Here is a 24,014-nt window from a genome sequence, read left to right on the forward strand (position 1 = left end):
ATAAGGAGGCTATTTTTCATGATCAGACCTTTAGGTGAACGCGTATTGGTAGAACCAATCGAACAAGAAGAAACCACGGCATTCGGGATCGTGCTTCCGGACTCCGCCAAAGAAAAGCCGCAAGAAGGAAAAATTATCGCTGTAGGCAGCGGCTCTTTGAAAGACGGTGCTCGTGTACCGCTGGAAGTTAAAGAAGGCGACCGCGTGATCTTCTCCAAATACGCCGGAACAGAAATCAAATACGAAGGTAAAGAATATTTGATTATGAAAGAAAGCGACATCCACGCGATCTTGGGTTAATTATTAACCTGCATATACGTACGATGAACGATTTTACAAATTACTAGGGAGGTAATCATATCATGGCTAAGGATATCAAGTTCAGTGAAGACGCGCGCCGCGCGATGCTCCGCGGTGTGGATGCATTGGCTAACGCTGTAAAAGTAACACTCGGACCGAAAGGCCGCAATGTGGTGCTGGAGAAGAAATTCGGCAGCCCGCTGATCACCAATGATGGTGTGACGATTGCAAAAGAAATCGAACTGGAAGATGCATTCGAGAACATGGGTGCACAGCTCGTTAAAGAAGTTGCTACAAAAACTAATGACGTAGCTGGTGACGGTACAACTACCGCTACCGTTCTCGCTCAAGCGATGATTCGCGAAGGCCTGAAGAACGTAACTGCAGGCGCTAACCCGATGGTGATCCGCAAAGGAATCGACAAAGCCGTTCGTGCTGCTGTAGAAGAGCTGAAGAGCATCTCTAAAGCGATCGAAGGCAAACAGTCCATCGCTCAGGTTGCGTCCATTTCGGCAGCTGACGAAGAAGTAGGACAACTGATTGCAGAAGCTATGGAAAAAGTGGGCAAAGACGGTGTCATTACTGTTGAAGAATCCCGCGGCTTCCTGACTGAAATGGAAGTTGTGGAAGGCATGCAGTTCGACCGCGGCTACATTTCCCCATACATGATTACGGACACAGATAAAATGGAAGCTGTCCTCGACAATCCATATATTCTGATCACAGATAAGAAAATCACGAACACCCAAGAGATTCTGCCGCTGCTTGAAAAAGTAGTACAGCAGGGCAAACCGCTTGTGCTGATCGCTGAAGATATCGAAGGCGAAGCTCAAGCGATGCTGATCGTCAACAAACTGCGCGGCACATTCAACGCAGTAGCTGTTAAAGCTCCTGGCTTCGGCGACCGCCGCAAAGCGATGCTGCAGGATATCGCTGCTCTGACTGGCGGCCAAGTGATCACAGAGGAATTGGGTCTTGACCTGAAATCCGCTACGGTTGATCAATTGGGTACAGCACGTCAAGTGCGCGTAACCAAAGAAAACACGATCATCGTGGACGGTGCTGGCGACAAAGCCGACATCGAAGCACGCGTGAAGCAAATTCGTTCCCAATTGGAAGAAACAACGTCCGAATTCGACAAAGAAAAACTGCAGGAGCGTCTGGCTAAACTGGCTGGCGGCGTAGCTGTTATCAAAGTCGGCGCTGCAACCGAAACCGAGCTGAAAGAGCGTAAGCTTCGCATTGAAGATGCTCTGAACGCAACTCGTGCTGCGGTTGAAGAAGGTATCGTATCCGGTGGTGGTACAGCCCTGGTGAACGTGTACAAAGCAGTAGCTTCGGTTCAAACCGAAGGTGACGAGAGAACAGGCGTGAACATTGTACTGCGCGCTCTGGAAGAGCCGATTCGTACGATTGCTGCGAATGCCGGTAAAGAAGGTTCCGTCATCGTAGAACGTCTGAAGAACGAAGAGATCGGCATTGGCTACAACGCTGCTGCTGATACTTGGGTGAACATGTTCGACGCAGGTATCGTTGACCCTGCGAAAGTAACACGTTCCGCTCTTCAAAATGCAGCATCCGTAGCGGCTATGTTCCTGACTACTGAGGCTGTAATCGCAGATAAGCCAGAACCAGCTGCACCACCTGCTCCAGATATGGGCGGCATGGGTGGAATGGGCGGCATGATGTAAACAAGGGCTTGAGCCCTTGTGGGGCAAGGGTTTCTCCTCGGAGAATCCCGGATTGCCCACGTTTTGCCCACATTGTGTAAAATGAAGACAGCTTAGAGAAGACGGGATTATCTCCCGGCATTCTCTAAGCTGTCTTATTTTCGTGATGTCAGGATGTCTTTATAACGTGACTTCGTTATTCATTCATCCCATCATTGGAATTGCTTTTACATATCAGATGCCGAAAGATTCCTTGCAGGAACATAGAACCCAATAAGAGTATGATTAAAATCCACCATCCGACCGACTCAAAAACTTCCTGTGGAAAAATAAATGTATAACCAAAATAGGCTAAAAACAATACTCCTTGGAGTATTTTAAACGTTTTCGCATCGGCTTCATTATTTAATGCAACGAGTCTTTCATCACTCTCTTTAATAATGATGCTCCGCATCTTTTGGGGTGATTTTTTTATTTTTGACAACTTCAAGAAAGAAACGAATGCCAGACTTAACGGTAGAAGTGACAACGCCAACAGTGCCTTGTTGTCTGAAATTAAAGCAATATCAAATTGTCTGGATACAAGACCTACTGTCAAAAGGACGAAACCAACAATCAGCGATACAATCATAACAGTTTTAGTCTCTTTAACTATCTTTTCACCACTCATGCTCATTCCTCCCAAAATAAATCATTCAATGTTTTGTTAAGTGCCCTGCATATTTCAATACATAACTTAAGGCTTGGATTGTAGTTGCCCGACTCGATTAAATTTACCGTTTGCCTTGTGACACCAACGATCTCGGCTAAACGCTCCTGAGATACTTCAGCTTCTATTCTGGCAATCTTCATTTTTTTATTTTTCAAGATGCCTCATCTCCTTTCACTAACACAATACCACCTCGCATTACTAAATGTCAAATATAAATTACATTTTGTAATGTGGTTATGAGTTATAAACTCAGCGCAAAACGCTTTATTTGACAATATTCTCTCTGTATGAAAAAATAACCTGTGTAACTATACCGGTATGTATAATATAGGGGGTGATTACATTGAATTTTATTTATAATAAATCCACTTTAAAATTAATCGCTGCAATAGGTTTCGTAATTATGTGGAGCTCCGGTTTTATTGGAGCAAGGCTTGGGACGCAAGAAGCAAATTCAATGACTATCTTGATGTGGAGGTTTCTAGTTGCTGGAATTTTATTAATGATATGGTGGTTACTTACTCAGAATCATAAAATTTCCTTGAACACAATTTTTCAGCAAGTGGTTATAGGACTGTTTGCTCAAGGGATATATTTATATTCTGTATTTGTGTCTGTGGAAAACGGTGTTTCTGCGGGAACCTCCAACTTGATCACTGCTTTGCAGCCCATCACTGCAGCTGCATTAATTGGCCCAATTTTAGGAGAGAAGACTAGTAAGAATCAATGGGTTGGCTTGACTATAGGAATACTAGGAATAACTTTTGTAGTCAGCGGCGATATAAATGGGTCATTAGATACTCCTATCTGGGCTTACGTTCTGTCCTTCAAGCAGTTCCCCCATCTTCACTAGGGTTTTGGTTAGCTGTTGCTTGGTTAGCAGGCTTATCTACTATTGGGGGCTACGGATTTTATTGGTTAAACTTAAGGTTAGGGAGTGTAAACAGGTTAAATGGTTTATTATACCTAACTCCCCCAGCCACAATGATTTGGGCATTTTTTATGTTTGGTGAAACTATCGGGATGTTTACGTTAATGGGAATGGCTATCTGTGCTGCAGGCGTGATTATACTTAGGAAGTATTAAGTTTAAAGGATAGTATGATAAACTTTAGTTAAATTGGTTTCATCATAGAAGTGAGGGAACTAACATGGTGGATTTAAAAAATATGACACCTGCTGCTATAAGAATTTTAGAGACTGCCTCCGAATTATTTTACTGGCAAGGTATTAGAGCTGTTGGTGTGGAGACAATCGCTAAAGAAGCTGGAGTAACTAAGAAAACAATATATGACCGTTTTGGTTCCAAAGAAGAATTGATCGTAGCTTATCTAAAATATAGAGATGAGAAATGGAGAACCTTCCTTGCGGAAAATCTAGAAAAAGTTGCTGATAATCAGCCTGAACAAAAAATATTAGCTATTTTTGATACTTTAGGAGAATGGTTAATTAACGAGAATCAAAGAGGTTGTGCATTTATAAACGCATTTGCTGAACTTTCAGAAGAAAGCCACCCAGGCCGAAGAATAATTATCGGAGAAAAAGAATGGTTAAAAGATAAATTTATCAACTATCTGGAACAGATGAACGTTAAAAATGCTGTGGAAGTAGGCGAAAGACTAATGGTGCTTCATGAGGGTATAACAGTGACCTATTCCATGAACCTCAATAAGGATTCAAGTAGTTTAGGTAAAGATATGGCGTTAGTACTTATACGGAACAACATATAAAAGAAATTGTAGTACCTATATTATCTTAAGCTTAGGTAAAACGATGCTATATATAGAAGGTATAGGCAGCTGCACAGTCAAAAATATGCTCCGAGTAATAAACTGTTTTCATCCCGTAAAAAGAGGAGATGAGAATATGGGCGGAGCTGCTTATGGAGTAGGTTATGGTTCTGTGGGTGCAATCCTGGTGCTGTTTATTTTGCTGGTTATCATCACTAGCGCGTTCGTTTAAGTGTTATTTATAACACTAAAAGTGAAAAGACCCTCTTGGAGGGTCTTTTCACTTTATACATATTTTTCAAGAGATTAAAATTGAATAAATGGAACAATATGGTATCCTATAGAAGGGGAATTATTTGATAATGCAGCATTCATAAACAAACATGAGGGGGGATTACCATTAACAAACATAAACTGCTGATCTACCTGTTTATTTCAGGTTCGCAATTACTCATACTTATAACGGTTGCACTTGCTCAAAACTATTCTGCAAGCTTGAGTGAGAACTCAGAAGGAATATCGATCAGTAATCATATCGCAGATTTAATGATCGGTGATGATCAATGGTCTATTGAGAGGTTTAGAACCTACTATGAGTCAGCTACGCTGCTCAGTGCTTTATTCATCGTGACAACTCTGATACTTGTCATAACGTACTATGTGAAAAATAAACTGCGTGAATAAGTAATATATGTGGTTTTCCACATATATTGGCTTCAACACCGCCTGCATGCCGAAATATATATGGTTTTCCACATATATTCCCCTAAACCCCGCTCGCGTGCCTACTCCCTATGCCGTTGGGCGATCCCGTGCAGATCACTACCGTTCAACCAGATTAATATGATCCAGATCTATACTGCTGTTAAAAATAAACTCCAGTTTGTATTCACCGCGGTTGTATGTGAGTTTAGACTGGGCCTTTTGGCCTGCATAAATGGTTTCTGATGAACTTGGAGCATACCAGTTTTGTTTCAGCATCTTTTTTGTGATCCCGCCGATATTGGTTTGGCGTTCAACATTTGTCCCGAAATAGCGGATTTCACTAATGACATCATCTTTATTGTACGAAACGGCATAACCGGGATTGCCCATATGGGCGGTATAAAGATCAAACCTGTTTTCCCCTTCATCAGGCTTTGGAGGATTTCCGATTGTTTGATATACCTCCTGCCGCGTGCTTTTACCCACAGTCAGACCACTGACCGCACCTGGGAATTGACCTTTCAAGGCAGGTTTGTAAAAGCTGTTCAGCTTCTGTTGAGCCATACTGGCTGCAGATGCATCAGCCTGAGAATAATTGGTACCATTCGTTAGTGCAGCACCCTCAGCTTGATAAGCGGATGCCCCAAGGCTGATGCTGCTCAGACTAACAGCTCCTGCAGTCAAGGCAATTAACATTGATTTACTTATCGTGTTTATATTCATTTCCATCCTCTCCTTATCTAAGAGTGTATTACCACGTCTATGATGATCTAAACGAAAATAATTAAAATTAATATGTTAATAATAACATATATATACTTCCGCTGTGTTTTGTATTAAAATTATACAAAGATTATATATTTATTGTATAACCTTTGATTCAAAAATCACATGCTTGTGTATATATAACTAGGACTTAAGTTACATATTGCCTTTAATTAGAGAGGATTGAATACATATGTTAAAACAGCAGCAGGAAACTTTGTTTGTGTCGGACCACATGATTGTACAGGCGTTAGAGAAAAATCTCGCGGTCATTCGTTTTGATCTGGATCGCCGTGTGACATATGTTAATGACTTGTTTGCATCCAGCGTAAACTACCGCAAAGAAGATATGATCGGAATGCATCATAAGCAATTTTGTCATCATACTTTCAGCATGAGTGCTGAATATGAAGCGTTTTGGCAGCGATTAATATCGGGTAGAAGCTTTCAGGATAAAATTGAGCGTAAAAATGCGCTTGGCCAATCCGTTTGGCTGGAAGCAACCTATATGCCGATTATGGATGATGACGCACGAAATATTATCGGGATTCAAAAGATCGCAACCAACATAACAGAACGGCAAAACAATATATCCCTCGTGGTGAACGATCTGCAAAACATGGCTGAAGATTTAAATAACCAAGCCTCGGCAGGAATTCATCAGAGCGGAGAACTGATGAATCTGATTAATCAGGTCACTGAGGTGTCCGAGCAGAATTCAGCTGCGCTTGAAGGACTTCACCATCAGGCGGACGAGATTAAAGGCATCGTACAAACGATACGGGATATTGCAAGCCAGACGCAGCTGCTGGCGCTGAATGCAGCGATTGAAGCAGCCAGAGCAGGTGAGCATGGACGAGGCTTTGATGTGGTGGCTAAAGAAGTACGAAAGCTTTCGGTGCGCGTAGAGCAATCGATCGGCGAGGTGCGTAATAATATCAACGGCATGACCAAGGAAGTATTAAGGATCTCCACCGGTACAAGCCAGGTTAAAGAAGATATTCAAGAAAGCCAGACTAAAATCAAAGTCATGTTTGATGATTTCTCAAGCCTGTCTTCATCCTCCAAGCTGTTAGAGGATCATGCACAGCGATTTCATGAAATTATTTAAAAATCCAGGATAACAAGCACAGCTTCACATGGGCCTAATGCTCAAGTGAGGCTTTTTTTATTTTAACTCGATCACTGGGCAAAGAATTATTTGTGAGAATGATCACTTACATTATTGATAAAAATCATTAAAATAAAGTTAAATAATCAGAAAACAATAAGACAAACACGGAGGGGTTTCCATGAATTTTGATTTTCTTCATCCGGCAGATCAGATCCTGTTGATGATGGAACGTATTTACAAGTACGGAATGACGACCACATCCGGCGGAAATTTATCCATTTTGGATGATAATGGAGATATTTGGATTACCCCTGCAGGAATCGACAAAGGAGCACTTACCCGGCAGGATATTGTGTGTGTCAAACCTGATGGTGACGTTCATGGAATACACCGGCCCTCCAGTGAGTTTCCTTTTCATAAACTGGTCTATCAGACCCGGCCGGATCTCAAGGCCGTTGTGCATGCGCATCCTCCGGCTCTCGTGTCATTCAGTATGGTAAGAAAAGTACCGGAAATCAGACTGCTCCCCAATGAAGGCCGGATTTGCGGAACTATTGGAATGGCAAAGTACGCCCTGCCGGGCAGTGAACAGTTAGGGCAAAATATAGCGGATATATTAAAGCAGGGCGTTAACAGCGTCATGTTGGAGAATCATGGTGTCGTAGCGGGCGGAAGCAGCCTGTTTGAGGCATTTAAAGCATTCGAAACGCTTGATTTTTGTGCAAGATTGGAGATAAAGGCCAGACAGATCGGATCTCCGGTACTTTTATCGGATCCCGATTATGAGATTGTTCAAGCCAATCAGGAGCAGCGTTATGATGTGTTTCAGGCAGGTGCTTATGGATCCAGGGAGAAGGAGATCCGGCGGGATATGTGTCTGTTCATACAGCGTTCATACGATCAGCAGCTGTTTACGAGCACACAAGGAACATTCTCACACAAACTGGGAGAAGACAGCTTTGTTATTACTCCGTATAACAAGGATCGGAAATATCTCAGACCCGAGGACTTGGTGCGGGTGGATGATGGTCAAGTCGAGTCAGGGTATCAACCGAGCCGCTCTCACCAGCTGCACCGGCTCATATACAAGAAACATCCTCATATTCAATCCATTATGATTGCACACCCGCCGAATATTATGGCATTTGCTGTGACGGATGCTGCATTTGATTCTCGAACCATTCCGGAGAGCTATATTCTGCTTCGGGAAATGCCCAAGCTTCCGTTTGGTGCCGTGTATCACGATATGGAACGCGTGGCGGAGGTATTTACCCCGGCAGCACCTATTGCCCTGGTGGCGAATAATTGCGTCATAGCTACAGGTGCGAGTCTGCTGCAGGCTTTTGATCGCCTTGAAGTTGCGGAGTATAGTGCGAATGCGATGATCGCTTCTGCGAGCCTGGGAAATATCGTTCATATCGACCATAATCAAATCAAAGAAATTGATCATGCCTTCAAGTTGGACCCGATTTAATTTCGCTGTAGAATTGGGGCCGCAGCAGAACCAGTGGACATGGAGCAGGATATTAAGGCTGTGCCGGACCGCTAAATGCGGTCTTGACAGCCTGATCGATGAGTGTCATAATCACTTTTGAAAACGCTTAACTTTATATGCTGCATTGGGTGGAGACCATGAGAATACCCATGCCCCAGCGTTTATTTCACTTTGTTTTGCTCAGGTGGAATAAGCATGGTGCATGGTTTTTTTGTGTCTCCATTTTTTTGTGTCTTTAAAAAGAGAGGGGAATGATGATGATGTTCAAAAAGAAGTGGCTCGGCACCGCACTGGCAGCGGTACTTGCGTTCGGTACCGTGACCGGATGCGGCGGCGGTGATGAAGCAGCGGAAATGCCGCAGGGAGATCCGAACGATACGACACCGGTAACGATCCAGTACTGGCATTCTCATGCTGAAACCCAAATGGGCGGTTTAAACTACATGATTGACGAATTTAAAAAAGCCTATCCGCACATTACCGTAGAGCCTGTATTCCAGGGCGGATATCCGGATCTGCAGAAAAAGCTCAGTGCGGCGGTAGCGGCGAATGATGTACCGGCTGTGACGAACGTAGAGGTTTCGGTAGTCGCGAACTTTGCGGACGGCGGCTTGTTTCAGGACCTGACGCCGTATATCAAGCGGGATAAAGTTGATATGGAGGATTTCTCCAAAGGTATGCTGCAGGCCTATGCATATAACGATAAGCAGTATGGCTTTCCGCTCATCGTCAGCACCAGTGTGATGGTGTATAACAAAACACTGCTGGATAAGCTTGGTGTACAACCACCCCAGACATGGGATGAAATCGAGGATTACAACAGTAAAGTGACAGAGAAAGAGGGGGGCAAGACCACACGCTATGCATTTTCCGTTCCCGGATGGGATACCTGGTATTATGATCCCTGGATTTCCAATGGCGGCGGTACCGTACTGACCGATGACGACACGGTTGGGTTTGATCAGCCGGAGAGCCTGCGTTGGGCTGAGAATTTTAAAAAGTGGATCGATGACGGTTCCCTTATGATGGGATTCGGCAAGGGCGCATCAGACACGATGCGGCAAATGTTCCTGGATGAGAAGATTGGCATGGTGGAGCACTCTTCTGCAATTATTAAAATGTATGTAGAGAATGCGAAATTTGATGTCGGGGTATCTTTCCTGCCAGGAGACAAAGAGCGGAAATCGCATATCGGCGGAGCGGGCATCGTCATGATGTCAGGTGCTAAGGAAGAGCAGAAGGAAGCGGCGTGGAAGTTCATTCAGTTCATGACCTCTGCTGAGCATAATATCAAATGGGCGGATGAAACCGGCTATCTGCCAACCCACAAGTCCGTCATCGATTCGGAAGAAGGCAAGCAGTATTTTGAAAAATGGCCGCAGTATAAAGCGGTATTCGATAATTTTGATAATGTCGGCCCGCGTCCACAGCATCCGGCATACCCGGAAATGAGCAGTGTTTACAAGGATATCGTCGGAGAGATGATTCTGAACGGAAAAGATCCGGTTCCGATGCTGAAGGAAAATACACAGAAAATGAATGATGTGCTGTCTGATTATTAATTCCATTACAGAAAAGTGAGGGAAAAGGATGAAACAGGCCCCGGCCGCGCGCACCAAGCCCAAAGTTTCTATGGCTTCCAAGGCTTCAATCTCCCGCCGGCGGATAGAAAGTCTCAAGGACTTTTCTTTCGCGGCTCCGGCACTGCTGATCCTTGGCGTCTTCATCTACTACCCGCTGTTGTTCTCGTTATATATCAGCTTTACGAACTGGAATATGACAAGGCCGATGAAGAAATTCATCGGCTTCGAGAACTACGATCGGCTGGTCAGTGATCCGCTGTTTTATAAAGTGCTCCGCATTACGTTTACGTACACCGCTTTGGACGTATTCCTGACCCTGGCCATCGGACTTGGCCTTGCGCTCTTGTTCAATGTATCCAAACGGTTTTACAACTTTATGCGTACCGGTATTTTCATGCCCTACTATATTTCCATGGTTATTGCCTCGATGGTGTTTCTATGGATATTCAACAATCAGTATGGGCTGCTTAACAAGTTTATCGGTGTATTTGGGATGGACCCGGTCAATTGGCTGCAAAATCCGAATACGGCCATCTGGACACTGCTGGCGGTTTCGATCTGGAAAGGTGTGGGCTTTACGATGCTGATCTTTCTGTCGGGTCTGCGCAGCATTCCACTGGAATACTTTGAAGCTTCAAGTCTGGACGGTGCGAACAAGTTTTGGCAGTTCCTGCACATTACATTTCCACTGCTCTCGCCAACTACACTCTTTCTGCTGATCACGAATTTTATTTCATCCATGCAGGTGTTTCAGTCCATTGACATTATGACAAATGGCGGACCGCTGGATTCGACGAAAGCGATCGTGTACTGGATTTACGAGATGGCATTCGTCAACTTCCGGACAGGCCGAGCCTCAGCGCTGGTCATAATTTTCTTCCTGATCATTATCGTGCTGACTGCTGTACAAATGATATTAACCAAGAAAAAAGTTCATTATGAAGGGTAGGGGACCGAAATGTCCAGCAAGACATGGAAAACCATCCGGCTGATCGCGGCAATTCTGGTCACCCTGATTATGATATTTCCGGTGTACTGGATGGTTATTACTTCATTCAAAACATCCAACGAGCTTCGCCTGGCGGTTCCGACCTTCTGGCCCGAAACGTTCATGTGGAGCAATTACGCAGAAGCTTTCCAGGCTGCGCCTTTCGGGCGTTATGCCGTGAATACGGTGATCCAGACGGTCGGCATTCTGTTTCTGCAGATCAATCTCGCCATTATGGCGGCATATGCGTTTGCCAAAGGCAGCTTCCCGGGCCGGGATAAGCTGTTCCTGCTTGTTCTTGCCGCACTGATTGTACCAGAGCAGGTTACCTTCGTGCCGGTATATGTCATGCTGTCCAATCTGAGATGGATTGACACCTTTTATGCGCTGATCGTGCCACATGCCGTCTCGGCCTATACGATCTTCTTACTGCGCCAGACCTTTAAATCGATTAGCAATGATGTGATTGAGGCAGGAAAGGTGGACGGTGCGAGCCGGTTTCAGACGTTGTATCGGATTTTAACACCGATGGCCTTCCCGACAATTGCTACGATGGCGATTCTGACATTTATCAGCAGCTGGAACTCTTACTTCTGGCCGCTGATCATGACCAATTCCAATGATATGCGTGTATTGACCGTCGGAATTGCTATGATGAGGGATTCGGTTGCCGGGGACGAAGCGCTTAATTTCCATCTCATTATGGCAGCGAGTGTGATGATTATCCTTCCGATCGTATTGATCTTCGTATTGGCACAGAAACATATCATTACAGCGATGTCGAACTCGACATTCAAGTGAGGTATGCAGCATAAGAACAGCATAAGGAGGTAGTCAGTCTGAGAATAGAAGGACATGAACTGGATTACAGTGGGGCCGTGACTGTTGAATACACGGCCTCAGGGTCGAAGCCTTGGCGAATTCCCCATGAAGCTCGTGCTTTGTTTGTACCGGATGCGGTGAACGGAAAAGCGGAGGTAACAGCTGGCGTCCGTATCGCATTTCAAAGTTCTTGTGTCACAGCGTCGCTTGAGCTGCAGCCTATGGATCAGGACGAGCGTAAGCTGGATTGTGTTATTAACGGACGTTTTCATTCCACGGTTCTGCTGAAAGCTGATGAGAGCTGGTGCAGCTTTGAAGGCCTGCCGGAGGGCGAGAAACAGCTGGAGGTGTATTTGCCCCAGACACATCCAGCCGTGGTTGTAAGTCTGCAGCTCAATGACCATGCGAGTTATCGCCCGTTTGAGGACACACGTCCGAAATGGATTTGTTACGGAAGCTCCATCACACAATGTGAGGCGGCGTCTAGTCCTTCGCGGACCTGGCCGGCACTGGCAGCACAGTATGGAGGATGGCATCATACCAATCTCGGATTTTCTGCCAACTGTCACTTGGAGCCTATGATGGCCCGTATGATCCGTGATCTGCCGGCAGATTTGATCTCACTCTGTGCAGGAGTGAACATCATGGGAGGCTCGTCGCTGAGTGAACGCACCTTTATGCCGGCACTCATTGGTTTTATTCAGATTATAAGAGAGAAGCATGTTAACACGCCTATTACGGTGCAGTCACCGATTTATGCGGAAGAGCGGGAGATCCAGCTCAATAAGGTGGGACTGAACCTTCAGATGATGCGTGAACAAATAAAGCAAGCGGTGGATATTCTGCATGGGCAGGGTGATAGCCAGCTTTTCTATATCGACGGGCTTACGATTTTTGGAGAACGAGATGCCTGCCATATGCCGGATCAGCTTCATCCTGATGCCGAAGGGTATGGAATCATGGCCGAGCGGGTGATTTCCCAGCTGGAGAAATTGAATGTGACACCGAAACGGGCACGACATCCGTTATAATAAGTACATACATAATATGAGGAGTGGATACTGTGTCGAACAAGAAAGTACCTATTATATTTGCACATCGTGGTGCTTCGGGCGAAGCGCCGGAAAATACGCTGGCCGCATTTAGCCTTGGACTGGAACAGGGCTGTGACGGGTTTGAACTGGATGTACATCTGTCCAAAGATGGGGAGATTGTCGTGATCCACGATGATACGATTGACCGGACCACCAATGGTTCGGGTAAAGTCCGGGATATGACGGTGGAGCAGCTGCAGGCTGTGGATGCGGGGGCCTGGTTCGATGAGAAATATAAGGGAGAAGTTATACCACGGCTGGAAGAGGTTTTTGATCTGGCACCGCCGGAGATCGTTATTAATGTAGAAATTAAGGGATCGTGTGAAGGAAAGTTGGAACCGATTCTGGTCGAGCTGCTGAAGCGGAAGGGCCGTCTGGATACCGTCGTCGTATCTTCTTTTGACTGGAAAAGCCTGAAGCATCTCAAACAACTGGAGCCGGCAATCAAGGTTGGCCTGCTGTACAATCTGAATCTGGATCATCATGAGCATTTGCCGGCAGCAGCTGGTACAGAAGTCTACTCCTTGCATCCGAATATGAAAAGATGGGAGCCTAAAGATATCACTGGTCCCCAGGCGGCGGGGCTTCAAGTATACGGATGGACTATCAATCAGGCAGAAACAATGACGGAAGCTATTGAAATGGGCATGGATGGCATTATTACCGATTATCCAGGCAGACTCAAAGCATTACTGAAAGGTACACCAGCATCCCGTTAAATCAAATGAAAAAGCACACCTGAGACAGAAGTAATTCTTCTTTCGCGGGTGTGCTTTTTCATCAATAGATGACAAAAAAACAGGAAATATGTTATTCTCTATATATGTAACGTAGTTCTTTGTTTCACAATGTCAACACGTCTGCCGCGTTCCGCTGCAGGCGTTCTACTATTTTATTGAAAGGGGTGCGACTTTTTTTGAATACATGGTCACAATTTAAGAAGGCTTCCCGGATGCAGGTTATCCCTGTGATGCTGATTCCCGTTGCACTAGGGGCGTTGGGGGCATATGTATGGACCGGTGAATTTCATGTCTGGCTGTTCCTGCTGACCCTTCTGGGTGCAGGTGCTGCTCATCTGTTCTCGAATATGGTCAATGATCTGTGGGACTACAAGAATGGTACCGATGAAGAGGCGGCGAACAATGTGGATGCGATCTCCACAAATTCCGGCTTCCTGACGCAGGGGAAATGGTCTATGCGCAAATTCGAGTTCGTGACATGGCTTCTGTTCGGCATTGCCGCATTGTGCGGGATTGTACTGGGCTTTATCAGCGGATGGTGGGCGTTCATATTGGGTGCGCTCGGCGGATTGATCGCCTATTTTTACGTAGCGCCGCCGCTGCAGTTCGGTTACAGGGGAAAAGGATACAGCGAGATTGCGATTTTGCTCTCTTTCGGCATTCTGCCGGTGATGGGCGCCTACTATGTACAGACATCGCATATGGATGTTCGGGCACTGCTGTTGTCACTGCCGATTGGTCTACTGACCACACTGATCCTATTTAACCATCATTTTCTGCATTGGCAGGCAGATCGTCAGGCCGGCAAAAAAACACTTGTAGTCGTATGGGGAGAGAAGCGTGCGTTGATATTCTCACGTGTTCTGCTGCTTCTGTCCTGTCTGTCCATTATTGCTTGTGTTGCAGCGGGTGCGCTGCCGATATATGGACTGGCTGCCCTGCTCACGATGATTCCATTATATCTGGTCTACGGCCGTCTGCAGGACCAAAATCGCTCTGAGGCTTATTTACCGCTAATGGGCGCTTCGATGAAAGCAACGATGACATGCGGAAGTGTATTGATGTTATCGTTAATCGTTCAGGCTTACCTACAAACCATGTAAAGAAAAGAGGGTTCAACCGCTATGGAACAAGAACGTATTGTTGGAGATTTTCATACCATCCTCTCAGAGGGCGAAGTTTGGAAAATGGGCGGGTTTCCGCTTCCGGACGGCTCGTTCTGGGAGTACCGGGAACCGGATGCCGTCGTCATCGTCCGAAACGGGATGCTGTATGTGCGTGCTCCGCTGAGCCGACAGCATAATCAGGTGCAGATTCTGGATAATGCGAAACACATGTATTATTCTGTAGAAGATGTGAAAGTGCCTGAAGCTGGTGAAGTCAGCTTTGAACTGCAGATTCGTGCGCGCAGCCAGGGTACCGTGCCGGGAGATCTTTACGACGGGTATGTATCTCTGAACCTGCTGGATTTCTCAACAGGAGCGGCACTGGACTTTTTCGCTTCCAATGATAAATATGCGAGCGTATATGCCGTACTGCCATTCCCGGGTGTCGAGGTTCCGCCGTCAGACAAGACCCGGTACTTTTGTATTTTTAAAGAAGATACCAATTTCAAGCCGCGTGAGTTTAATACGTACAAGATCACCTATAACCGTGCCCAGGATGAGGTCATCTTTTATGTGAATGGGGAAGAGGTTCGCCGGCAGCAGCAGGTACCGGTCAAATTCAACCAGTTTACCATTGCACTCGGCATTATGACCGAAAAAGACCTCACCCCGGAAGGAAGCGTGTCTGTCCATGGACAGACCGTGATCGGAGAATGGTCACCGGTTAAAGTTACGATTAAAGAGTAGTAGAAATTCAGATTCCCATAGCATGAAACGAAACCGCTTGATGTGGATATGTGCTGCATAATCCGCGTCAGGCGGTTTTTTTATGTGCTGGATTTTAATTCAGCAAGCTCTGGTTTATTTGTGGTTTCCAAATGATGTGACGTTCTGGAATGTGGTATACTTTCCATAAAATATGGAGACTTGAGTGGTTAACTAAGGAGAGTTTTGGAATGAGTAATAAACCGGATCGTATAACGTTTCAAAAACGTCTGGAAGATATGGTAGGCACGCTGCGGCGCGAGATCATCACCCGGGTTAAGCCTGCTGGAGATTACCTTCCATCAGAGCTTGCTCTTGCCGAGCAGTACAAGCTCAGTAAAAAATCCGTTCGAAAGGGGCTGGAGCTGCTGGTTTCTGAAGGGCTGATTACGAAGGTGCCGCGTGTGGGCAACCGGATTAACAGCATGGAAACCGAAGGCTCCGTCTCATTAAAAATAGGAATATACCCTTCTCTGGAAGAGGAGACCGACTTCAGGGAGCTGATCAGCACCTTTTGCAGCAAATATCCGCATATTCAGGTGGAGACGATTGCTCTGCCGTATCACCGCTATCCGGAAGCGATAAAAAGCTATCTCGATCATGGCTGGCTTGATGTCATTACACTGAATCACTGGAATTTTCTAGAGACTAAGGAGCGGGAATCTCTTCATTTATTTGAGGAGCAGGAGGCGCACCCGGATGCCTATCCATTTCTACAGCCGGTGCTTTCCCATAATGGCATTCTGTATGGCAGACCCTTTGTCTTCTCTCCGGTAGTGCTCTGTTATAACAAAGAACTGCTGAAACAGTCTGGAATCTCTGAGCCCGACAGCAGCTGGTCCTGGAAAGACCTGTCGAAGGCAGCGAAGACGCTGAAAAAAGGAGGCAGCCCGTTCGGGTTCTATGCTCACATTGCCTCAACTAACCGCTTTCCGATTGTGCTCCTTCAAGAAGGTTACCGGTTTCAAAAGGAAGATGGAAAATATGTTTTCAATGATCCTGAACTGTGGAAGGCGCTCAGCGGTTTAAGGGATGTATTTTACTCTCAGGGAGCTTTTTCATCCTTTTTATCTGAAGCCGACGCGGATGCCGAGAAGCTCTTTTTGCAGCAGAAGGCCGCGATGATTATGACAACCTATTATGGGCTCAAATATTTGAAGAATGCTGATTTTGCGTATGACCTGGCCCCGGTTCCCTATCATGACCATGCCAAAACGATAATGCTCGTTACCGGGCTGGCCGTGAACCGCCAATCCAAGCAGAAGGAGGCAGCACGGCTTTTGGTGGACTTTCTCACTTCGGCGGAGGCGCAGCTTCATATCCGGCAGCATACGCTCAGTATACCTGCCAGTAAGCATGCTGCGGAGTGGAGAGGAGAGGAGAGTATGTATCGTCCGTCCCGCTTTCAGCTGTACCGGGAAATTATCCCCACGTTCGGTACCTATGATGATTTGGCGATCTCTATACGGGAGCTCGATATGCTGCGTAATGAACTGAAGCTGTTTTGGGCTAATATGGAGGAGGCCGAGCAGGCAGCGCAGCGACTGGCACCCCGCCCGGTACAGCCATCTAGAACATAGACACCTGAGCCCGCGGGCCGGAATGTATGTGGTTTTCCGCATACATAGGGTGAAAATCCCACTCGCACGGTGAAATGTATGTGGTTTTTCACATACATAGGACCCAAACCCACAGCGTTTTGCCACAACAAAAAGGGGCGGTCCCACAAGATCATAGATCTTTGTGGGACCGCCCCTCTTTTTGTTGTTTAAGCTTACTCGCCTTTCAAATCTTCAATGGAGCTGATCTCCATGTAAGAAGGTACGACCAGTCCGGTTTTTACACCTTCCATGTTGGCACCCAGATCGTCCAGCTTGTCTTCGAATTCTGCCATGTAGTCAGCATGTGTCAATGGCAGCCATGCAGCAACGCTTGCATCGACATCGCCATTAGCGACACCTGTCCACATTGGGCCGGCTTCGACTTGAAGGGCAGTCACTTTGTAACCGAGCTTGCTCTCAAGCACATATTTTACTACATTTGTGCTGGCAATTTCAGAATCCCAGGCAACATAGCTGAGCTTCAGCTCTTTGCCGTCAACGGGTTGAATGTCTTTGGTCCATTCGTCAACACGATCCGTATTGCTGTCAGCCCATTCTTTTGCTGCGTCTTCAGGAGATTTGCCTTCCTGAATGGCAGTCATGATTTCACCCATTTCATCGGATGTCCACATGAAGTTGTCGAGGAACTGATACGCTTCAGGATGATCTTCCTGCAGACCTTTGCGTCCCAGTGTGTGAATTTCTTCAGCTTCACCATACACCTTTTTCGGATCTTCCAGGTACTTCAGATCATATTTCGAGAACATCCAGTGCGGTGTCCAGCCTGTAATGATGACAGGTTCTTCATTCTTGATAGCTTTGTCCAGGGTAGCGGTCATTGCTGCGCCGGATCCTTCGATCAGTGTCCAGTCGCTCAGCTCATAATCTTCGATCGCTTTAGCGGTTGCTTTCATGATACCTGCACCCGGATCGATACCGATAATTTCATGGTCTACCTGTTCACCGACAGCAGCTGGTGTTCCGTTGTTGTCTCCTTCGCCTGCAGTAGTTCCGCCTTCGTCCTTCTGACCGCATGCGGAGAGGACCAGCACAGCCACCAGGCTGAGCATTAACAATAATTTCGTGTTCTTTTTCAAATCAAGCACCCCTTTTTTTCGTTTTAAATATATTTTGTGTAAAGCGGTCAAGCACAATCGCAAGAATTACGACGGCGAGACCGGCTTCAAACCCTTTACCAATCTGAAGCTGGGTTACAGCACGGTACACTTCAGCACCAATGCCCTGCGCCCCGATCATGGAGGCGATAACGACCATAGACAAAGACAGCATGATTGTCTGGTTCACACCTGCCATAATCGTCGGCATAGCGAGCGGCAGCTGTACTTTAAACAGTTTTTGACCCGAAGTCGAGCCAAAGGCATCGGCAGCTTCAGTTAATTCACCCGACACCTGCATAATGCCAAGCCGTGTTAAACGGATGGTCGGTGGAATCGCGAAAATAACAGATGCGATAACACCCGGCACCACGCCGAGACTAAAGAATGTTACAGCCGGCAGCAGATATACGAATGCTGGCATCGTCTGCATAAAGTCAAGAACCGGAATGATAATTCGGGAAGCCCCTTTGCTGTATGCCGCCCAGATGCCAAGCGGTACGCCGAGAATCACGGAGATCAGACCGGATGTCAGCACCAGGCTCAAGGTATCGATCGTCTGCGGCCAGTAGCCGAGATTATCGATGATCAAAAAGCCGATGACACTGAACAGCATGAGCGATGTGCGGCCAACCAGAAAGGCCAGAACACCCAGGATGGCGATGAAGACGAACGGATGCGGCAGCAGAAACAAGTAACTGAAGAAATCCACAATGGATTCGATAACATCAGCCACCAGGTCAAAGAAGCCTGCCAAATATTCTTCCATCCAGTCCACGATAGAATTAATCCAGTCTGCCAAAGGAATCTTAGGCATGAGGTTTCACCTCCTCGGCCTTGCTCTCGCCGGCCAGGGCGCCAAGAACAGCACCCCGGACGATGACGCCAGTTAATCGGCCGTTATCGTCGACGACGGCCAGAGGCACCTTGGACATGCTTGTGATTTCGAACAGTTCATTCAGCAGCGTATCCGGTCCCACTCGCGGACCATCGAGAATGACGATATCCTCCAGCTTTTTGTTGTTCTTGAGCGCATCTGAAGCATCCTCGGCTGTAATGACCCCGATCAGCTTCTTGGAGCGGTCAATGACAAACAGATTGGATATGCCGCGTTCACGCATCACTTCCAGTGCGACACGAGGTCCCCGGTCTGTAGTGATGGTCTCTGGACGCCGCATCACGTGGGAGGCTGTCAGCACCTTCGACAGATCCACGTCTTCGACGAATCTCTCCACATAATCATTGGCAGGCTGCGTCAGTATCTCTTCAGGTGTGCCAATCTGTACAACAGCGCCATCCTTCATCAGAGCAATTCGGTCTCCGATCCGGAGTGCTTCATCCAGATCATGTGTGATAAAGACGATCGTTTTTTTCATCTTATCCTGCAATTCCAGCAGCTCGTCCTGCATATCCCGGCGGATCAATGGATCCAGCGCACTGAAAGCTTCGTCCATCAGCAGAATTTCGGGGTCATTGGCGAGTGCGCGAGCGAGCCCGACACGCTGCTGCATCCCCCCGCTGAGTTCATCTGGAAGTTTATCTTCCCAGCCTTTAAGGCCGACAAGCTCCAGAGACTGAAGCGCAGCCTCACGGCGTTTGCTTTTCTCAACCTTCTGAATTTCCAAGCCGTATTCGACATTCTCGCTTACCGTCCGATGCGGGAAGAGGGCGAATTTCTGAAACACCATACTGATGGACTTTCGCCGTACCTTCCGCAGATCTTCTTTATTCATTTTCCTTAAATCCTTACCGTTGATAAGAATTTCTCCAGATGTCGGTTCGATTAAGCGATTTAGCAAACGCACCAGCGTGGATTTCCCGCTTCCGGAGAGCCCCATGATCACGAAAATCTCTCCCTGTTGAATGTCAAAGCTCACGCGGTTGACTCCGACCGTAATATTTTTTTCTTTCGCAATACGTTCCTTGCTCCATCCTTGCTGCAGGAGTTCCAACCCCTGTTCCGGATGGCTTCCGAAAAGCTTGCTAACATTTTTAACTTGAAGAATCGTCAAGCTTACTCCTCCTTCATTAATATTAAGAAGCCTGAACTCGTCACCGTTTCATAGTGCCATGAACCCATGCCCAGTATTATATCAACACAAAAGTCCTACTTTCAAACGTTAAATCCGTACGTATAGAACGTACAGTAAAAACTGTACAAAGTTATGCTTCCATTTCCTCTGATATGCTCCTTTATCCTCTCGAGAGGTGATCTTTACTTTTAAAATAGCATTCCCTACAATAGACAAAGAATATGTAGAGCTTTTATTTAGTTCACTTTTCAAAGGGCAACATGATCATTTTTCGCCGGCTAAGGACACAATAAAGTGAGACAGCGGACATGGTTATAGATAGAGGAGGCTGCAAGCATGGGCTTGTACCATTTAAATGAAGAACGGCAGGCTGCCGTCGATAAAATTCGTAAACGTGTGATCGAAAACATTGGAAGAAATATGGACTTATATGGAATACCTGTATCCACTGGACATCTCTACGGACTGCTGTTTTTTGCCGATAAGCCGATGAATCTGGATGAAATGGGTCAGGAAATGAAGATGAGTAAAACCAGCATGAGCACCGGTGTACGGACACTGCTTGATTATAAAATGGTTAATAAAGTGTGGGAAAAAGGCTCTCGAAAAGATCTGTATGAGGTGGAATATGACTGGTACCAGACCTTTTTTGATTTTTTCGATGTAAAGTGGAGAAAGTCGGTAGAAAGCAACATTTTAATCTTGAAGAAGGCGATCGAAGAGTGGAGTCGGCTAAGGAAAGAACATGGAGACGACGAGTATTTAATCGCAGTGATGGATCAGGATTTATCGAAAATGAAAGAAGCGGTAGCGTATTATCAGTGGCTTGACCGGTTAATCGATACGTTTGTTAATGGTGATATTTTTAAACTGGTTCCGAAGGAACCGCCTGAACAATAACCAATAACAAGGGGCAGATGCTCTTGACGATGAAAGGCGCAACCAGACGGTTGTGCCTTTTTACCTTGGCTTGGTACACTTATCATTAAAGGAGATATCACACATGTTTATTCGACAAGCACAACCCGCTGATGCACAAGCCGCGGCCAGGCTGTTATACGATGCCCTGCATGATGTGGCACATCAGCTGACCGGCATGAAATCGGAGGAGGATGTGATCCGGGTACTGGTGTCTTTTTTTGAGCAGGAGGAAGGAAGACTCGGATACCGTCAGGCTCTGATCTGTGAAGTAGAAGGAACGGCAGTAGGGATTGTTATTTCCTATGGGGGCAGTGAGTCGGCGGTTCTGGACCGTCCGATTCTAAACCGTCTCCGGATGCTGAAGCAGGATTCTTCTCTTACGCTCGACCCGGAAGCAGATCACGATGAGTTTTATATTGATACCTTGTCTGTTTCAGCAGAATTTGCTGGAAGAGGAATCGGCACAGCGCTGATGAATGCAGCGAAAGAACGTGCTAAAGAGCAGGGGTTTTTCAAAATAGCGCTTGCTGTGGCACGCGGAAACCAACGGGCGCATGACCTGTATCTCCGAAACGGTTACAAAAGCGATAAAGAAATTATGATCAACGGCCATCCTTATGCTCATATGGTCAAGTGGCTGTAGCCAGGGAGGAATCACCTTGTGAATATACTCATCGTAGAAGATGAACCTCATATTGAGAAATTGCTGGTGTCCTGTGTCCGAGATGCGGCCCCGTCTGCGCAGGTGTACACGACAGGCAAATCGAGTGAGGCGTTGGAAATCGCCCAAACCCATGACATTAAACTGTTTATTCTGGACATTCAATTGACCGATTACAAAGGCACAGAGCTGGCGAGACAGCTGCGGGAGATTCAGCGCTATGCATACACCCCTATTATATTTGCCACTGCATTAGCCAACGAGGAGCTAAATTCATATCGGGAAATCAAATGCTACAGCTTTCTCATTAAGCCCTTTACGAAAGCAGAAGTACTGCAGGTTCTACGGGATGCTTTAACGTACTTGCAGCACCTGGCCGGGGGAGAACGACAGAAGCCGGAGACGATCACCATTGAGCAGAAGAGCCACATTCTGGAGTATCCTTTAAAGGAAATTGTTTATGTAGAATCCTTCGGCAAACATCTGGAACTGCATGTGAAGTCCACCGGGGGCGGGCTGCGTTCTGACCGGATTTCCGGGCTGTCACTGAAAAAGATATCGGACCTGCTGGGGAATCACTCATTCGTTCAGTGTCACAAAAGCTATATTATCAACACCTCATATATTACGAGGATCGATAAATCGGAAGGGACCGTTGAACTGGCGGGTGCAGATCAGTTGATTCCCATCGGCCATAAGTACAGACATGGTCTAACGAACAGAGGAAGCCAATGATTTATTTTCAGATTCTCCTGGATACGGTTATTATGCTTGTGCTCTGTTTCAGTCTGGCGGGACAAGCCATCCGGTTCGAGAAGAATACAATTATCTGGTTTATCTGTTTTCATATTCTCTGCTTAATTTTGCGCTACCGGAGGACTGGAAATGCAGTATGGTGGGAAGGTTTCGATGCCAATAATTTTGACCTTCTTCCTGTGAATAATCCGATTCTTCTGCTTGTGCTGCTGATGTGTGTACTTATGCTGAACAGCAGTCTGATCTATTCCATATCGAACATGAAAGTGATTGTGGTAACCTTTCTCAGCTTTCTGATCTGGATTCTGCTTCGAACCTTCAGTATCGCGGGAGCCGGTTTGATCATGGCGCAGGATTCGGATGTCTTTTCCTATATCCACAGAGGGATTACGCTGCTGCTTGCCCTGATGCTCTATCTTTTATTGATCACAAAGCGGGGCAGTTTTTATCTTGGGGATTACAGTGGTATTTTCCCTAGAATTATGCTGGTTCAGTCGGCTGTGGTGGTTCTCTGCATCGTTATCTATGCGAACTTTGAGACGTCATTTGTTACACAGAACCTGCTGCTGATTCTGCTCCTGTTTACGCTGGTCATCAGTATGAATCTGTGGATTATCTATGAACATCACAAACAGACACGCCAGGAAAAAAGGGTCTCCGCGATCGAGCAGTATCTTCCTGTCATTGATGAGCTGGTGAGTGAAGTGCGTGCCAGACAGCATGAGTTTCATAACAAGCTTCTCGCCATTCACAGTATTGTGGAAACGGCCCCCAACTTGCCGGAAGCGAGGGCCCAGATTTCAGCCTATACGGACAATGTCATTATGCAGTCGGAGATCCGGGAGGTTTTGCAGCTCGACAGCAAAGTGATCGGAGGTTTTCTGTATACGAAAATGAGAATAGCCGAACAGCGAAAGATTACGCTGACCCCGGTCATCCATGTCTCGTTTGGACATATCGTGACAGAAGAGCACCAGCTGGTGGAGATTCTTGGGGTTCTGATTGATAATGCCATTGAAGCGTCGTTCCCGGAGGATGAGATCATCGTAACGGTTCAGCGGACAGAGAAGGAGGGGCTGACCGAGATCAGTGTCATGAATCCAGGTCCTCCAAAATCCAGCACAGATTTCATCCAAATGTTTAACAAGGGCTATACGACCAAGAATACAGCCCAGGGATCTCGCGGCTACGGCTTATACAATGTGAAGCAGATTGTACTGCAGCACAAGGGCAGGCTGATTACCCGCAATACCGAATATAAAGGGATAACTTATCTGTCTATAGGTGTGCTCATCCCCTGAAGGAAGAGCATAAACAAGGGCTTTACGGGAACGAAATT

27 protein-coding genes are annotated in these 24,014 nt (G+C 46.4%); 21 read left to right on the forward strand and 6 right to left on the reverse strand.

Translation table 11 applies throughout. The features are described from left to right. Positions 1 to 18 precede the first annotated feature (18 nt). Together groES and groL are read left to right on the forward strand one after the other, a co-directional pair. Positions 19 to 300, forward strand: a complete 282-nt coding sequence (gene groES, locus HII30_RS08160; RefSeq protein ID WP_169504516.1) for a co-chaperone GroES — start codon at positions 19 to 21, stop codon at positions 298 to 300. Between the two features lie 62 nt (positions 301 to 362). Next, entirely contained in the window at positions 363 to 1,991 is a 1,629-nt protein-coding gene (gene groL / locus HII30_RS08165; protein WP_169504517.1) for a chaperonin GroEL, read from the forward strand. Positions 1,992 to 2,166: 175 nt separating this feature from the next. Here the strand turns inward: groL and HII30_RS08170 are convergent, their stop codons facing one another. Beyond that, positions 2,167 to 2,640, reverse strand: coding sequence for a hypothetical protein (locus HII30_RS08170; protein ID WP_169504518.1), 474 nt, complete (start codon positions 2,638 to 2,640; stop codon positions 2,167 to 2,169). Positions 2,641 to 2,642: 2 nt separating this feature from the next. Then, the gene (locus tag HII30_RS08175) at positions 2,643 to 2,837 is read right to left on the reverse strand and encodes a helix-turn-helix transcriptional regulator (RefSeq protein ID WP_169504519.1); all 195 of its coding nucleotides are present in this window, start codon (positions 2,835 to 2,837) and stop codon (positions 2,643 to 2,645) included. 188 nt (positions 2,838 to 3,025) lie between these two features. Between HII30_RS08175 and HII30_RS08180 the strand changes: the two genes are divergently transcribed. The 5 genes from HII30_RS08180 to HII30_RS08195 all read left to right on the forward strand — a co-directional run bounded on the left by HII30_RS08180 (position 3,026) and on the right by HII30_RS08195 (position 5,095). Beyond that, positions 3,026 to 3,535: a DMT family transporter gene (locus tag HII30_RS08180; protein WP_169504520.1), complete on the forward strand. Its 510-nt coding sequence runs from the start codon at positions 3,026 to 3,028 to the stop codon at positions 3,533 to 3,535. Continuing rightward, positions 3,490 to 3,768 carry an EamA family transporter gene (locus HII30_RS22005; protein WP_484549379.1) on the forward strand — a complete coding sequence of 93 codons (279 nt, stop codon included), beginning with the start codon at positions 3,490 to 3,492 and terminating at the stop codon, positions 3,766 to 3,768. Before HII30_RS08180 ends, HII30_RS22005 begins: the two co-directional genes overlap by 46 nt. 64 nt (positions 3,769 to 3,832) lie before the next feature. Beyond that, positions 3,833 to 4,411, forward strand: a complete 579-nt coding sequence (locus tag HII30_RS08185) for a TetR/AcrR family transcriptional regulator (RefSeq protein ID WP_169504521.1) — start codon at positions 3,833 to 3,835, stop codon at positions 4,409 to 4,411. Between the two features lie 136 nt (positions 4,412 to 4,547). Then, a complete protein-coding gene (locus tag HII30_RS08190; protein WP_211184495.1) occupies positions 4,548 to 4,643 on the forward strand; it encodes a YjcZ family sporulation protein in 96 nt (31 codons plus the stop codon). 263 nt (positions 4,644 to 4,906) lie between these two features. Next, complete coding sequence (locus HII30_RS08195; RefSeq protein WP_169504522.1) at positions 4,907 to 5,095, forward strand: hypothetical protein; 189 nt, start codon at positions 4,907 to 4,909, stop codon at positions 5,093 to 5,095. Positions 5,096 to 5,233: 138 nt separating this feature from the next. Here the strand turns inward: HII30_RS08195 and HII30_RS08200 are convergent, their stop codons facing one another. Further along, positions 5,234 to 5,839, reverse strand: coding sequence for a YjgB family protein (locus HII30_RS08200; RefSeq protein WP_169504523.1), 606 nt, complete (start codon positions 5,837 to 5,839; stop codon positions 5,234 to 5,236). A 235-nt stretch (positions 5,840 to 6,074) separates the two neighbouring features. On the opposite strand from HII30_RS08200, the gene HII30_RS21805 reads away from it, so the two are divergent. The 10 genes from HII30_RS21805 (at position 6,075) to HII30_RS08250 (ending at position 17,168) form a co-directional block, all read left to right on the forward strand. Continuing rightward, a complete protein-coding gene (locus HII30_RS21805; protein WP_169504524.1) occupies positions 6,075 to 6,992 on the forward strand; it encodes a methyl-accepting chemotaxis protein in 918 nt (305 codons plus the stop codon). Positions 6,993 to 7,173: 181 nt separating this feature from the next. Then, on the forward strand, positions 7,174 to 8,469 hold the full coding sequence (locus HII30_RS08210) for a class II aldolase/adducin family protein (protein ID WP_169504525.1): 1,296 nt from the start codon (positions 7,174 to 7,176) through the stop codon (positions 8,467 to 8,469). Positions 8,470 to 8,750: 281 nt separating this feature from the next. Then, a complete protein-coding gene (locus HII30_RS08215) occupies positions 8,751 to 10,052 on the forward strand; it encodes an ABC transporter substrate-binding protein (RefSeq protein ID WP_169504526.1) in 1,302 nt (433 codons plus the stop codon). Between the two features lie 28 nt (positions 10,053 to 10,080). Beyond that, a complete protein-coding gene (locus HII30_RS08220; RefSeq protein WP_169504527.1) occupies positions 10,081 to 11,022 on the forward strand; it encodes a carbohydrate ABC transporter permease in 942 nt (313 codons plus the stop codon). A gap of 9 nt (positions 11,023 to 11,031) precedes the next feature. Next, the gene (locus HII30_RS08225) at positions 11,032 to 11,862 is read left to right on the forward strand and encodes a carbohydrate ABC transporter permease (protein ID WP_169504528.1); all 831 of its coding nucleotides are present in this window, start codon (positions 11,032 to 11,034) and stop codon (positions 11,860 to 11,862) included. Positions 11,863 to 11,921: 59 nt separating this feature from the next. Further along, positions 11,922 to 12,914, forward strand: coding sequence for an SGNH/GDSL hydrolase family protein (locus tag HII30_RS08230; RefSeq protein WP_343045084.1), 993 nt, complete (start codon positions 11,922 to 11,924; stop codon positions 12,912 to 12,914). A 32-nt stretch (positions 12,915 to 12,946) separates the two neighbouring features. Next, a complete protein-coding gene (locus tag HII30_RS08235) occupies positions 12,947 to 13,696 on the forward strand; it encodes a glycerophosphodiester phosphodiesterase (RefSeq protein WP_343045078.1) in 750 nt (249 codons plus the stop codon). 233 nt (positions 13,697 to 13,929) lie between these two features. Next, positions 13,930 to 14,820, forward strand: coding sequence for a prenyltransferase (locus HII30_RS08240; protein WP_425495983.1), 891 nt, complete (start codon positions 13,930 to 13,932; stop codon positions 14,818 to 14,820). A 21-nt stretch (positions 14,821 to 14,841) separates the two neighbouring features. After that, positions 14,842 to 15,570, forward strand: coding sequence for a DUF6081 family protein (locus HII30_RS08245; RefSeq protein WP_169504532.1), 729 nt, complete (start codon positions 14,842 to 14,844; stop codon positions 15,568 to 15,570). 209 nt (positions 15,571 to 15,779) lie between these two features. Next, entirely contained in the window at positions 15,780 to 17,168 is a 1,389-nt protein-coding gene (locus HII30_RS08250) for an extracellular solute-binding protein (protein WP_169504533.1), read from the forward strand. Positions 17,169 to 17,362: 194 nt separating this feature from the next. Here the strand turns inward: HII30_RS08250 and HII30_RS08255 are convergent, their stop codons facing one another. Genes HII30_RS08255 through HII30_RS08265 form a run of 3 tightly spaced genes read right to left on the reverse strand, consistent with a single transcriptional unit; the run spans position 17,363 to position 20,316 of the window. Beyond that, a complete protein-coding gene (locus HII30_RS08255; protein WP_169504593.1) occupies positions 17,363 to 18,259 on the reverse strand; it encodes a glycine betaine ABC transporter substrate-binding protein in 897 nt (298 codons plus the stop codon). A 28-nt stretch (positions 18,260 to 18,287) separates the two neighbouring features. After that, positions 18,288 to 19,121 (reverse strand): ABC transporter permease, encoded by an 834-nt coding sequence (locus HII30_RS08260; protein ID WP_169504534.1) that lies wholly within the window; start codon positions 19,119 to 19,121, stop codon positions 18,288 to 18,290. Then, positions 19,114 to 20,316: a quaternary amine ABC transporter ATP-binding protein gene (locus HII30_RS08265; protein ID WP_169504535.1), complete on the reverse strand. Its 1,203-nt coding sequence runs from the start codon at positions 20,314 to 20,316 to the stop codon at positions 19,114 to 19,116. The genes HII30_RS08260 and HII30_RS08265 overlap by 8 nt, the downstream gene beginning before the upstream one ends. Positions 20,317 to 20,673: 357 nt before the next feature. Here HII30_RS08265 and HII30_RS08270 point away from each other — a divergent pair, with 357 nt between their 5' ends. The 4 genes from HII30_RS08270 to HII30_RS08285 all read left to right on the forward strand — a co-directional run bounded on the left by HII30_RS08270 (position 20,674) and on the right by HII30_RS08285 (position 23,976). Then, a complete protein-coding gene (locus HII30_RS08270; protein ID WP_169504536.1) occupies positions 20,674 to 21,237 on the forward strand; it encodes a GbsR/MarR family transcriptional regulator in 564 nt (187 codons plus the stop codon). A 103-nt stretch (positions 21,238 to 21,340) separates the two neighbouring features. Next, the gene (locus HII30_RS08275) at positions 21,341 to 21,901 is read left to right on the forward strand and encodes a GNAT family N-acetyltransferase (RefSeq protein WP_169504537.1); all 561 of its coding nucleotides are present in this window, start codon (positions 21,341 to 21,343) and stop codon (positions 21,899 to 21,901) included. Between the two features lie 18 nt (positions 21,902 to 21,919). Further along, positions 21,920 to 22,654, forward strand: coding sequence for a response regulator (locus HII30_RS21920; RefSeq protein ID WP_169504538.1), 735 nt, complete (start codon positions 21,920 to 21,922; stop codon positions 22,652 to 22,654). Continuing rightward, on the forward strand, positions 22,651 to 23,976 hold the full coding sequence (locus HII30_RS08285) for a sensor histidine kinase (protein WP_169504539.1): 1,326 nt from the start codon (positions 22,651 to 22,653) through the stop codon (positions 23,974 to 23,976). The genes HII30_RS21920 and HII30_RS08285 overlap by 4 nt, the downstream gene beginning before the upstream one ends. The last annotated feature ends 38 nt before the right edge of the window (positions 23,977 to 24,014 follow it).

This window comes from Paenibacillus lemnae, assembly GCF_012933385.1.
Taxonomy (GTDB): domain Bacteria; phylum Bacillota; class Bacilli; order Paenibacillales; family Paenibacillaceae; genus Paenibacillus_AQ; species Paenibacillus_AQ lemnae.

What these genes read in the sequence shown, in the direction of transcription:
- HII30_RS08190 (WP_211184495.1), top strand. Translation starts at nt 4,548, where the DNA reads ATGGGCGGAGCTGCTTATGGAGTAGGTTATGGTTCTGTGGGTGCAATC.
- HII30_RS08270 (WP_169504536.1), top strand. Translation starts at nt 20,674, where the DNA reads ATGGGCTTGTACCATTTAAATGAAGAACGGCAGGCTGCCGTCGATAAA.
- HII30_RS08215 (WP_169504526.1), top strand. Translation starts at nt 8,751, where the DNA reads ATGTTCAAAAAGAAGTGGCTCGGCACCGCACTGGCAGCGGTACTTGCG.
- HII30_RS08260 (WP_169504534.1), bottom strand. Translation starts at nt 19,121, where the DNA reads ATGCCTAAGATTCCTTTGGCAGACTGGATTAATTCTATCGTGGACTGG.
- HII30_RS08210 (WP_169504525.1), top strand. Translation starts at nt 7,174, where the DNA reads ATGAATTTTGATTTTCTTCATCCGGCAGATCAGATCCTGTTGATGATG.
- HII30_RS21805 (WP_169504524.1), top strand. Translation starts at nt 6,075, where the DNA reads ATGTTAAAACAGCAGCAGGAAACTTTGTTTGTGTCGGACCACATGATT.
- HII30_RS08255 (WP_169504593.1), bottom strand. Translation starts at nt 18,259, where the DNA reads ATGCTCAGCCTGGTGGCTGTGCTGGTCCTCTCCGCATGCGGTCAGAAG.
- groL (WP_169504517.1), top strand. Translation starts at nt 363, where the DNA reads ATGGCTAAGGATATCAAGTTCAGTGAAGACGCGCGCCGCGCGATGCTC.
- HII30_RS08245 (WP_169504532.1), top strand. Translation starts at nt 14,842, where the DNA reads ATGGAACAAGAACGTATTGTTGGAGATTTTCATACCATCCTCTCAGAG.
- HII30_RS08185 (WP_169504521.1), top strand. Translation starts at nt 3,833, where the DNA reads ATGGTGGATTTAAAAAATATGACACCTGCTGCTATAAGAATTTTAGAG.
- HII30_RS08170 (WP_169504518.1), bottom strand. Translation starts at nt 2,640, where the DNA reads ATGAGTGGTGAAAAGATAGTTAAAGAGACTAAAACTGTTATGATTGTA.
- groES (WP_169504516.1), top strand. Translation starts at nt 19, where the DNA reads ATGATCAGACCTTTAGGTGAACGCGTATTGGTAGAACCAATCGAACAA.
- HII30_RS08285 (WP_169504539.1), top strand. Translation starts at nt 22,651, where the DNA reads ATGATTTATTTTCAGATTCTCCTGGATACGGTTATTATGCTTGTGCTC.
- HII30_RS08225 (WP_169504528.1), top strand. Translation starts at nt 11,032, where the DNA reads ATGTCCAGCAAGACATGGAAAACCATCCGGCTGATCGCGGCAATTCTG.
- HII30_RS08200 (WP_169504523.1), bottom strand. Translation starts at nt 5,839, where the DNA reads ATGAATATAAACACGATAAGTAAATCAATGTTAATTGCCTTGACTGCA.
- HII30_RS08250 (WP_169504533.1), top strand. Translation starts at nt 15,780, where the DNA reads ATGAGTAATAAACCGGATCGTATAACGTTTCAAAAACGTCTGGAAGAT.
- HII30_RS08275 (WP_169504537.1), top strand. Translation starts at nt 21,341, where the DNA reads ATGTTTATTCGACAAGCACAACCCGCTGATGCACAAGCCGCGGCCAGG.
- HII30_RS08220 (WP_169504527.1), top strand. Translation starts at nt 10,081, where the DNA reads ATGAAACAGGCCCCGGCCGCGCGCACCAAGCCCAAAGTTTCTATGGCT.
- HII30_RS08240 (WP_425495983.1), top strand. Translation starts at nt 13,930, where the DNA reads ATGCAGGTTATCCCTGTGATGCTGATTCCCGTTGCACTAGGGGCGTTG.